Below are 11,149 nucleotides of genomic sequence, written 5' to 3'. Positions count from 1 at the left end.
TTCCTTTAACGGTGCTTCTGACTCTCTAATTGTTTCTAACGGCATTCCACATTCACAATAATCCTTATCTATTGTTTCCTTCAAGTCGTGACTGGCTGCGAATGTTAATAAATGAAATGCCCGGAAGTGTAACCCGGTGGAGGCCACTACGGTTACGCAATTGCCATTTCATTCGTAAGGCATTTATTCCGGTTCGGGTATCCACAGCCTTCCTGAATTAAATCCCAAGATACACTTGTTTCATATATTCAATCCGGGAACTCATATTTTGCATCAGGAGATCTACAAGTGTAACGGCAGCCATGGATTCTACCACAACAACTGCACGAGGAACGATAACTGGATCGTGGCGTCCGGAAATCTCAATTTCAATATTTTCACCATTAGTGTTCACTGTTTTCTGCGGCTGGGAAATAGATGGAGTAGGCTTTATGGCCGCACGTAAAAGGATCGGGCTTCCGTCACTGAGACCTCCGAGAATTCCGCCGCTGTGATTGGTCAGTTTGGATATCTGCCCGTTTTCAGCGAAGAATGAGTCGTTATTCTTACTTCCTTTAGAAGAGACGACAGAAAATCCATCGCCGATTTCGACACCTTTTACAGCACCGATGGACATGACTGCTTTTGCAAGAGCGGCATCCAGTTTGTTAAATACCGGTTCACCGATACCGGATGGCATGCCGTGAATCATACATTCGATCAGTCCACCGGAAGAATCCTGTTTTCTGATACAGGATTCGAGATATGCACTTGCCTGTTCAGCATATTTCTGATTCGGCATATAAAGCCGGTTCTCGTTAATTGCAGAGTAATCATATGCATCAGAAGGAATAGAAAAAGGTCCGATAGCTTTGGTGTAAGTGGTAAGATGAATTCCGAGTGCTTCAAGAATCCGGCAGGCAATTGCACCGCCGGCAACCCGTCCGATGGTTTCACGCCCGGAAGTACGTCCGCCACCGCGATAGTCACGCACTCCGTATTTCTGGTCGAAGGTATAATCAGCATGTCCGGGGCGGTAACAGTCTTTGATCTTGCTGTAATCATGAGAACGCTGGTCAGTGTTGCGTACGATAAGAGAAATCGGTGTTCCGGTTGTATATCCTTCAAAGACACCCGAAAGAATCTCTACGCTATCGGATTCCTTTCTTGCTGTGGTGAATTTGCTTTGTCCGGGTTTCCTGCGGTCAAGGAATGTCTGTATATAATCACTGGTAAGGGGAATGCCTGCCGGGCATCCATCGACAACAACACCGAGTGCCGGACCATGGGATTCCCCCCATGTTGTAATAGTAAATAAAGTTCCAAAAGTTGATCCTGCCATATCATAGTCTCCTTAATTATGTATTAGTCATCGTGAATATAATAATCTATAAAGCATTATATATAAAAAGAAACGAAGCCGCAATCATAAAATGTGTATAAAATATCCTGTAAAAAAATAAGAATTAGACTGTACTTTTTGATATATGCATATTATAATTAGAAAGCATGAATCTTATAGAAGTAGAATATTCATATAGAGGAGTTAAGATTAATGAGCAGAAAAGATATGCAGTCAGATGAGATTGAAGAAATAATGAAAGAAATGCTGAACGATGATGAGTATGCAGATGAGGGATTTGAGGATATTGATAGAGAAGATAACCGGCATGAATCGAAGAAAGCAATGAAAAAAGAGAAAAAAGCAGAAAGAAAATCAAGAAGAAAAAAGCGGAAAATGAGCAATAAAGTAGCGATTGCCCTTTCGCTGATTGTGGCAGTTATAGCAATCGGATATGTGGCAACAGCGGTATTTTACAGCACACATTTTTTCGCAAATACAGAAATTAACGGAGTGGACTGCTCAAATAAAAGTATAAAGCAGGTGGAAGCTTATCTGGAGAAGCAGGTTTCTGATTATAATCTTACTTTGAAGGAAACAGAAGGAAAAACGGAAGAAATCAGCGGGCAGGATATTTCTTTGAAATATGTGGAAGGAAAGCAGGTTGAGAAACTTGTGAAGAGCCAGAACCCGTTTCTGTGGCCGGAAGCTTTTTGGAAATCCAGAAAGATGGAAGCAAAAATAGGTGTTGAATACGATGAAAGTGCATTGAAAGCACTGATTGCAAATCTGGATTGTATGAAGGAAGAAAATCAGACGGAACCGGTTAATGCACATCCGGAATTTCAGAATGATAAATTTGTAGTCATACCGGAAACTGACGGGACAAAGATTGATACAGATACATTCAGGGAAAAAGTAATCACTGCTGTAGATGGATTGAATGCGGAGCTGGATCTTTCGAAAGAAGGCTGCTATTTAAAACCATCATATACTGCTGAATCAAAAAAAGTGACAGAGGCCTGTGATGCAATGAATAAATATCTCGGAGCCATGGTTACTTATGATTTTAAACCAAACACGGAAGTGGTGGACTCGTCAATGATATCTCAGTGGGTAAAAGTAGATGATGATATGAATGTTACGTTTGATAATAACGCTGTCAAAGAATACATTCAGTCACTTGCGGCAAAATACGATACAAAAGGAAAAGAAAGAACATTTACATCCGCAAGTGGTAACACTGTCACTGTTTCTGGTGGAAACTACGGTTGGAAGATTGACCAGAATGCAGAATATAATGCGTTGATCGCGAATATTCAGAATGCAGAAACAGTAACAAGAGAACCGAATTATTCAAGCCGCGCTGCAAGTCATGAGGGCAATGATGTGGGAAATACTTATGCAGAAGTAAATCTGACAACACAACATATGTATTATGTAAAAGACGGCCAGATTGCACTGGAAACAGATGTAGTAACAGGTAATCCCAATAAAGGAAACGATACTCCGACAGGAGTATATTCACTGGCATACAAAGCCAAGGATCAGACTCTTAGGGGAACGAAAAAAGCCGATGGAACATATGAATATGAAACGCCGGTAAAATACTGGATGCCATTTAATGGAGGCGTGGGATTCCACGATGCATCATGGCAGCCGACTTTTGGTGGAAGCAGATATCTGACAAATGGTTCGCACGGATGTGTAAATATGCCACCGGAGATGGCAGGAAAGCTGTTTGATCTGATTTCGGCAGGCACACCGGTAGTAGTACATAATTAGAGAAAAGGAAATAGAACATGTATGAATTAATAAAAAAAGATGGTCTTGCAAAAAGGGGAAGACTACACACAGTACACGGGGTCATTGAGACACCTGTATTTATGAATGTGGGTACTGCAGCGGCGATCAAAGGTGCTGTTGCAACCTCAGATCTTCAGGAGATAAAGACTCAGGTGGAATTGTCTAATACATATCATTTACATGTGCGTCCCGGAGATGAAGTAGTAAAGAAACTGGGTGGACTTCACAAGTTTATGAACTGGGACAAACCGATTCTTACCGACTCAGGTGGATTTCAGGTGTTTTCACTTGCCGGGCTTCGCAGAATTAAAGAAGAAGGCGTATATTTTAATTCGCATATTGATGGAAGAAAAATCTTCATGGGACCGGAAGAGAGTATGCAGATACAGTCAAACCTTGCATCTACGATCGCTATGGCATTTGATGAATGTCCATCCAGCGTTGCAGACAGGGATTATATGGAAAAGTCCGTAGCGCGTACGACAAGATGGCTGGTACGCTGCAAGAAAGAAATGGAACGTTTGAATGCACTTCCGGATACGATCAATAAGCATCAGATGCTTTTTGGTATTAATCAGGGCGGTGTGTATGAAGATATCCGTATCAAACATGCAGATGAAATCTCAAAACTGGATCTGGATGGTTATGCAGTCGGCGGGCTGGCGGTTGGTGAATCGCATGAAGAGATGTATCGCATTCTGGATGCGGTTGTTCCACATCTTCCGGATAATAAACCAACTTATCTGATGGGAGTCGGAACTCCGGCAAACATTCTGGAAGCAGTCGACAGGGGAGTGGATTTCTTTGATTGTGTATATCCAAGCAGAAACGGAAGACACGGACACGTGTACACAAACCATGGGAAACTTAATCTGTTTAACGCCAGATTTGAGCTGGATGCCAGACCGATTGAAGAGGGATGTCAGTGTCCGGCATGCCGTAATTATTCGAGAGCATATATCAGGCATCTGCTAAAAGCAAAAGAGATGCTTGGTATGCGTCTGTGTGTCCTTCATAACCTTTATTTCTATAATACAATGATGGAAGAAATCAGAGATGCAATTGATCATGACTGTTACAAAGAGTATAAAACCCAAAAAATCGCTGCTGTAACAGGAAAGAATGAATAAAATAATGAAAAAAGCATAAAAAACCTTGCTGAATGCGAGGTTTTTGTGTATGATAGCAATAGTGTTTAAAGATAAGTAGGAGGAAAAGAGATGTTTTCATTAGCAGCACAGAGCTCCAGTGGTACAAGCTGGGTTATTTTAATTGTTGTATATGCAGTTATTTTCGGAGGATTCTACATGATTTTTATGAGACCTCAGAAAAAAGAGCAGAAAAGAGTTCAGGCTATGATCAACGAGATGGAAGTTGGCGATACAGTACTGACAACGAGTGGATTTTACGGTGTGCTTATTGACATCAGTGATGAAGATGTGATCGTAGAATTCGGAAGCAATAAGAACTGCCGTATTCCAATGCAGAAAGCAGCAATCGCACAGGTTGAAAAGGCTTCTGCAGAATAAAAGATGAACGTAGAGAATCTGTTGTGTGCAGGTTCTCTTTTTCCTTTTTGTACACGGAAATGTCAGAAAACAAAATAGTACATATATGTGAAATTGTGTTGGAATAAATACAAAATAACAGTGTATTGTTCATATAAATATACACAAATTGCATAAAATTGCATACAAGCGTGATATTGAAAACGATTATCAGAATAAGGCTTGATATTTTCTTCACGAAATGTTATACTGACGGCGCATAAGAAAATGAAAGATAGGAAAGGGGAACAAAGAAATGGCACATTTTGAGCAGTGGGCTGGTTTTAAAGGAAAAGAATGGGTAAATTCTGTAGATGTTCGCAGCTTTATCCAGGAGAACTACACACCTTATGAAGGAGACGAATCTTTCCTGGAAGGACCAACAGAAGCAACAGATATTCTGTGGGGTAAACTTCAGGAACTTCAGAAAGAGGAGCGTGCAAAAGGCGGCGTTCTTGATATGGAGACAGAAGTAGTATCCGGACTTACAGCATATGGACCTGGATACATTAGCGAAGAGACAAAAGATCTTGAGAAGGTCGTTGGTCTTCAGACAGACAAACCTCTGAAGAGAGCTTTTATGCCATATGGTGGAATTAAGATGGCTGAGCAGGCTTGTACAACTTATGGTTATCAGCCGAGCGAAAAGCTTCACGAGATTTTTACAAAATATCATAAAACACACAACCAGGGAGTATTCGATATCTATACACCTGAAATGAAGAAAGCAAGACATAATAAGATCATCACAGGTCTTCCGGATACATATGGAAGAGGACGTATCGTTGGTGATTACCGTCGAGTAGCTCTTTATGGTATCGACTTCCTGATCGAAAGAAAACAGTATGACTTTGAGCGTTATGCAAGACACGGAATGAAAGGAACAGATTTCCGTCTCCGCGAAGAGCTTGCTGATCAGATCAAAGCTCTGAAAGAAATGAAAGAAATGGCAGCTGCTTACGGTTATGACATTTCACAGCCGGCGAAAGATGCTCATGAAGCAGTACAGTGGCTGTACTTCGGATATCTTGCAGCAATCAAGACTCAGAACGGAGCTGCAATGAGTGTTGGACGTATCTCTACATTCCTTGATATCTATATTGAAAGAGACTTAAAAGCCGGAAAGATTACAGAAAAAGAAGCTCAGGAATTAATTGACCACATGGTTATGAAATTCCGTATGGTTAAGTTCGCAAGAATTCCATCTTACAACGAACTGTTCTCAGGAGACCCGACATGGGCAACACTGGAAGTTGGTGGACTTGGACAGGACGGACGTTCTATGGTAACAAAGAATGATTACCGTTTCCTTCACACACTGAAGAACATGGGACCTTCTCCAGAACCAAACCTTACTGTACTTTACTCTTCAAGACTGCCTGAAAACTTCAAGAAGTTTGCAGCCCTGATCTCAGTAGAGACAAGCTCAATCCAGTATGAAAATGATGATGTTATGCGTCCGGTATGGGGCGATGACTACTCAATCTGCTGCTGCGTATCTGCTACAGAGACAGGTAAAGAGATGCAGTTCTTCGGAGCTCGTGCGAACCTTGCTAAGTGTCTGTTATACGCCATCAACGGTGGTATTGATGAAAAGAATAAAATTCAGGTTGCACCTGCTTACAGACCAATCACATCTGAATATCTTGACTTCGATGAAGTAATGGAAAAATATGATGCCATGATGGAATGGCTGAGCAAACTGTATGTAGATACACTGAATATGATTCACTACATGCATGACAAGTATTACTATGAAGCAGCTCAGATGGCATTGATTGATACAGACGTTAAACGTTCATTTGCAACAGGTATCGCTGGATTCTCTCATGTGGTAGATTCACTTTGCGCTATCAAATACGCAAAAGTAAAAGCTATCCGTGACGAAGATGGAATCACAACAGATTTCGAGATCGAAGGAGATTTCCCAAGATACGGTAACGACGATGATCGTGCAGACGACATGGCTGTATGGCTTCTGAAGACATTCATGCACAAACTGAATAAGTGCCATACATACAGAAATTCTGTACCTACAACATCAATCCTTACAATTACTTCCAATGTAGTATACGGTAAGGCTACAGGATCTCTTCCGGACGGAAGAAAAGGAGGAGAGCCACTTTCACCAGGTGCTAACCCATCTTACGGTGCAGAAAAGAACGGACTTCTTGCATCCCTTAACTCTGTTGCTAAGCTTCCATACGAGCTGGCACTGGATGGTATTTCTAATACTCAGACAATCAGCCCAAGTGCACTTGGACATACAGATGATGAGCGTAAAGAAAATCTTGCACGTGTAATGGACGGATACTTCGATCAGGGAGCACATCACCTGAATGTTAACGTATTTGGTACAGATAAACTTATTGATGCTATGGAGCATCCGGAAAAACCAGAATACGCTAACTTCACAATCCGTGTATCTGGATACGCAGTTAAGTTCATCGACCTGACCCGCGAACAGCAGTTAGACGTTATCGCAAGAACTTGCCACGATCATATGTAAAAGCTATGAGCCATGCATCAGATGAGACAGATGTTATAATCAAGCTTGCTTGAATTATGATATCTGGATCAGATGATATACGGCGACAGCCGTCAGCGAGATGAAGCAAAGCGGAATCGAGCTGCGCATGGCGGAGTACATGGCGAATTACATGTAATAAATAAGAAAAGGAGCAAAGCTATGACCAAAGGATATATTCATTCTCTGGAAAGTTTCGGCTCCGTTGACGGTCCAGGTGTCCGCTATCTGATCTTTACAACCGGTTGTGCTATGCGCTGCCAGTTCTGTCATAACCCGGACACATGGAACATGAATTCAGGGACTCTCTACACAGCAGATGAACTGATTGATAAAGCCTGGAAATACCGCACTTACTGGGGAAGTAAGGGCGGTATTACCGTCAGTGGGGGCGAACCGCTTCTGCAGATCGATTTTCTGCTGGAGTTGTTCCAGAAAGCAAAAGAAAGAGGAATCAACACAACACTGGATACCTGTGGAAATCCATTCACAAGAGAAGAGCCATTCTTCAGTAAATTCCAGGAACTTATGAAGGTGACAGATCTTGTAATGCTGGATATCAAGCATATTGATGATGAGCAGCATAAGATCCTTACCGGTCAGACGAATAAGAATATTCTTGATATGGCAGAATATCTTTCAGAGACCGGAAAACCAGTCTGGATCCGTCATGTACTGGTCCCGGAAAGAAGTGATAAAGACGAATATCTGCACAGACTTCATGATTTTATTGAGACGTTAGATAATGTGGAGAAAGTAGAAGTCCTTCCGTATCATACACTTGGTGTATATAAATGGAAAGAACTGGGGATTCCGTATCAGTTGGAGGGCATTGATCCACCATCGCAAGAACGGGTGGAAAATGCGAACCGGATTCTTGAAACAGCAAAATATCATGCATAAAAAATGTGGAACACATGGAAATAATGTGTTCCGCATTTTTTTATAGCAATCAATCATCAAAGTGTACAAGAAATATTATAAAAAGCGTTTTTTAAGTAGGTAAAATGTAGCAATTTGTCAATTTAGCCAATTAAAGTCTTGAAACATGTATAAAAATACGATAATATTATTTTTATAGATTTTTACCGAAGGAAGGAAGAAGAACGATGAATCTTAAAATTGGTGTGATTAAGGGAGACGGAATTGGTCCGGAGATCGTAACGGAGGCAATGAAAGTTCTGGATAAAGTTGCAGGAGTATATGGACACACTTGTGATTATACACAGTTACTCATGGGGGGAGCATCCATTGATGTTCACGGAGTGCCTCTTACAGATGAGACAATCGCAGAGGCAAAAGCATGTGATGCAGTTCTGATGGGTTCCATCGGAGGAGATGCAAAGACATCTCCGTGGTATAAGTTAGAGCCGTCTAAAAGACCGGAAGCAGGACTTTTGAAGATCAGAAAAGCCCTGAATCTTTTTGCAAACTTAAGACCTGCAGTACTTTATGAGGAATTAAAAGGTGCATGTCCGTTGAAAGAAGAGATTACAGAAGGTGGGTTCGACATGATGATCATGAGAGAACTGACTGGTGGTCTTTACTTTGGAGAGAGAAAGACAGAAGAGATTGACGGAGTGATGACAGCAAAAGATTCTCTTACATATAATGAAGAGGAGATTCGAAGAATCGCAAAACGGGGATTTGATATTGCAATGAAGCGACGCAAAAAAGTAACTAGCGTAGATAAGGCAAATGTTCTGGATTCTTCAAGATTATGGAGAAAAGTGGTAGAAGAAGTTGCACAAGATTATCCAGAGGTGGCAGTGGAAAATATGCTGGTAGACAACTGTGCAATGCAGCTTGTAAAAGACCCAAAACAGTTTGATGTCATTCTTACAGAGAATATGTTTGGAGATATTCTTTCCGATGAAGCAAGTATGGTGACCGGATCTATCGGAATGCTTGCAAGTGCCAGCTTAAATGAGACAAAATTCGGTTTATATGAGCCGAGCGGCGGATCGGCACCGGATATAGCAGGAAAAGGAATTGCTAATCCAATCGCAACTATCCTTTCTGCAGCAATGATGCTGCGTTTCAGCTTTGATCTTGATAAAGAAGCAGATGCGATCGAAGCAGCTGTTGCAAAGGTGTTAAAAGACGGATATCGTACGATTGATATTATGTCAGAAGGAAAGACGCAGATTGGAACAGAAGAGATGGGCGATCTGATTTCAGAAAACATTCGTTAATTGTAGAATTATATATAGATAAGAAGTATTTGACAGAAAGAAAACAGGAGGATAAAAATGAGAAGTGATACAGTAACAAAAGGAAAACAGCAGGCACCTCACCGTTCATTGTTCAATGCACTTGGACTGACAGAAGAAGAGATGAACAGACCACTGGTAGGCATCGTATGTTCTTATAATGAAATCGTGCCGGGGCATATGAACCTGGATAAAATTGCGAATGCAGTAAAACAGGGAGTTGCCATGGCAGGTGGTACACCGATCATGTTTCCTGCAATTGCAGTTTGTGACGGAATAGCAATGGGACATATCGGAATGAAGTATTCTCTGGTAACCAGAGACCTGATCGCAGATTCTACAGAAGCAATGGCGATGGCACATCAGTTTGATGCGTTAGTTATGATCCCGAACTGTGATAAGAATGTACCGGGACTTCTGATGGCTGCAGCAAGAATTAATGTACCGACTGTATTTGTCAGTGGCGGACCGATGCTTGCAGGACATGTAAAAGGACAGAAGAGAAGTCTTTCCAGTATGTTTGAGGCGGTAGGAGCGAATGCGGCCGGAACAATGTCAGATGCAGACCTGTGTGAATTCGAGAATAAAGTATGTCCTACATGCGGATCATGTTCGGGTATGTACACAGCAAACAGCATGAACTGTCTGACAGAGGTACTTGGTATGGGACTTCGCGGAAACGGAACAATCCCGGCAGTATATTCAGAAAGAATCCGTCTTGCAAAACATGCAGGTATGAAAGTCATGGAACTTCTTGAGAAGAATATCCGCCCAAGAGATATTATGACAAAAGAAGCAATTCTGAATGCACTTACTGTTGATATGGCACTTGGATGCTCTACAAACAGTATGCTTCATCTTCCGGCAATCGCACATGAAGTGGGAATGGACTTTGAGATTGATTTCGCAAATGGAATCAGTGAAAAGACACCAAATCTCTGTCACCTTGCACCGGCAGGTCCTACTTATATGGAAGACCTGAATGAAGCAGGTGGTGTCTATGCAGTTATGGCAGAACTGAATAAGAAGGGACTCCTTCATACAGAATGTATGACAGTTACAGGAAAGACAGTAGGAGAGAATATTGAAGGAGTAGTGAACAAAGATCCAGAGGTTATCCGCCCGATTGACAATCCATATACACCAACAGGTGGGCTTGCAGTGTTAAAAGGTAATCTTGCACCGGATGGAAGTGTTGTAAAGCGTTCGGCAGTCGTAGATGAGATGCTGGTACACGAAGGACCTGCAAGAGTATTTGACTGTGAGGAAGATGCAATTGCAGCAATCAAAGGTGGTAAAATTGTAGCCGGTGATGTTGTTGTTATCCGTTACGAGGGACCAAAGGGAGGTCCGGGAATGCGCGAGATGTTAAATCCTACATCTGCAATCGCAGGTATGGGGCTTGGATCGAGTGTGGCGTTGATCACAGACGGACGTTTCAGTGGAGCATCAAGAGGAGCATCTATCGGGCATGTATCTCCGGAAGCTGCTGTCGGCGGACCAATCGCACTGGTAGAGGAGGGAGATCTGATCCAGATAGATATCCCGAATCTTTCTATTCATCTGGATGTATCGGATGAAGAACTGGCTAAGAGAAAGGAAAACTGGACTCCAAGAGAGCCAAAGGTTACAACCGGATATCTTGCAAGATATGCGGCAATGGTTACTTCCGGAAACAGAGGCGCAATCCTTGAAGTTCCAAAAGCAAAATAAAAATTATGACAGGGGAATGAAT

General features: G+C 41.9%; 8 protein-coding genes. 7 read left to right on the top strand and 1 reads right to left on the bottom strand.

Features of this window, described 5'->3' with window-relative positions; all coding sequences use genetic code 11:
* Positions 1-217: 217 nt before the first annotated feature.
* Complete coding sequence (aroC, locus tag GT508_RS05720) at positions 218-1,321, bottom strand: chorismate synthase (protein WP_161143748.1); 1,104 nt, start codon at positions 1,319-1,321, stop codon at positions 218-220.
* A 213-nt stretch (positions 1,322-1,534) separates the two neighbouring features.
* Between aroC and GT508_RS05715 the strand changes: the two genes are divergently transcribed.
* The 7 genes from GT508_RS05715 to ilvD all read left to right on the top strand — a co-directional run bounded on the left by GT508_RS05715 (position 1,535) and on the right by ilvD (position 11,127).
* A complete protein-coding gene (locus GT508_RS05715) occupies positions 1,535-3,106 on the top strand; it encodes a L,D-transpeptidase family protein (protein WP_117598512.1) in 1,572 nt (523 codons plus the stop codon).
* 17 nt (positions 3,107-3,123) lie between these two features.
* On the top strand, positions 3,124-4,257 hold the full coding sequence (tgt, locus tag GT508_RS05710) for a tRNA guanosine(34) transglycosylase Tgt (protein WP_055284765.1): 1,134 nt from the start codon (positions 3,124-3,126) through the stop codon (positions 4,255-4,257).
* A 90-nt stretch (positions 4,258-4,347) separates the two neighbouring features.
* The gene (yajC, locus tag GT508_RS05705; protein ID WP_022416065.1) at positions 4,348-4,656 is read left to right on the top strand and encodes a preprotein translocase subunit YajC; all 309 of its coding nucleotides are present in this window, start codon (positions 4,348-4,350) and stop codon (positions 4,654-4,656) included.
* A 274-nt stretch (positions 4,657-4,930) separates the two neighbouring features.
* Complete coding sequence (gene pflB, locus GT508_RS05700) at positions 4,931-7,183, top strand: formate C-acetyltransferase (RefSeq protein ID WP_161143747.1); 2,253 nt, start codon at positions 4,931-4,933, stop codon at positions 7,181-7,183.
* Between the two features lie 180 nt (positions 7,184-7,363).
* Positions 7,364-8,104: a pyruvate formate-lyase-activating protein gene (pflA, locus tag GT508_RS05695; protein WP_055284769.1), complete on the top strand. Its 741-nt coding sequence runs from the start codon at positions 7,364-7,366 to the stop codon at positions 8,102-8,104.
* A 206-nt stretch (positions 8,105-8,310) separates the two neighbouring features.
* Positions 8,311-9,396 carry a 3-isopropylmalate dehydrogenase gene (gene leuB / locus GT508_RS05690; protein WP_161143746.1) on the top strand — a complete coding sequence of 362 codons (1,086 nt, stop codon included), beginning with the start codon at positions 8,311-8,313 and terminating at the stop codon, positions 9,394-9,396.
* Between the two features lie 57 nt (positions 9,397-9,453).
* The gene (gene ilvD / locus GT508_RS05685; protein WP_028086290.1) at positions 9,454-11,127 is read left to right on the top strand and encodes a dihydroxy-acid dehydratase; all 1,674 of its coding nucleotides are present in this window, start codon (positions 9,454-9,456) and stop codon (positions 11,125-11,127) included.
* Positions 11,128-11,149 lie beyond the last annotated feature (22 nt).

It is taken from the genome of Dorea sp. BIOML-A1 (genome assembly GCF_009875615.1).
GTDB classification, from domain to species: Bacteria; Bacillota; Clostridia; order Lachnospirales; family Lachnospiraceae; genus Dorea_A; species Dorea_A amylophila.
The sequence above is the reverse complement of the archived record's forward strand: the minus strand, read 5'-3'. Positions and strand labels throughout refer to the sequence as shown.

Coding starts and splice junctions, on each gene's coding strand:
- GT508_RS05715 (WP_117598512.1), top strand. CDS start 1,535: ATGAGCAGAAAAGATATGCAGTCAGATGAGATTGAAGAAATAATGAAA.
- ilvD (WP_028086290.1), top strand. CDS start 9,454: ATGAGAAGTGATACAGTAACAAAAGGAAAACAGCAGGCACCTCACCGT.
- aroC (WP_161143748.1), bottom strand. CDS start 1,321: ATGGCAGGATCAACTTTTGGAACTTTATTTACTATTACAACATGGGGG.
- pflA (WP_055284769.1), top strand. CDS start 7,364: ATGACCAAAGGATATATTCATTCTCTGGAAAGTTTCGGCTCCGTTGAC.
- tgt (WP_055284765.1), top strand. CDS start 3,124: ATGTATGAATTAATAAAAAAAGATGGTCTTGCAAAAAGGGGAAGACTA.
- leuB (WP_161143746.1), top strand. CDS start 8,311: ATGAATCTTAAAATTGGTGTGATTAAGGGAGACGGAATTGGTCCGGAG.
- yajC (WP_022416065.1), top strand. CDS start 4,348: ATGTTTTCATTAGCAGCACAGAGCTCCAGTGGTACAAGCTGGGTTATT.
- pflB (WP_161143747.1), top strand. CDS start 4,931: ATGGCACATTTTGAGCAGTGGGCTGGTTTTAAAGGAAAAGAATGGGTA.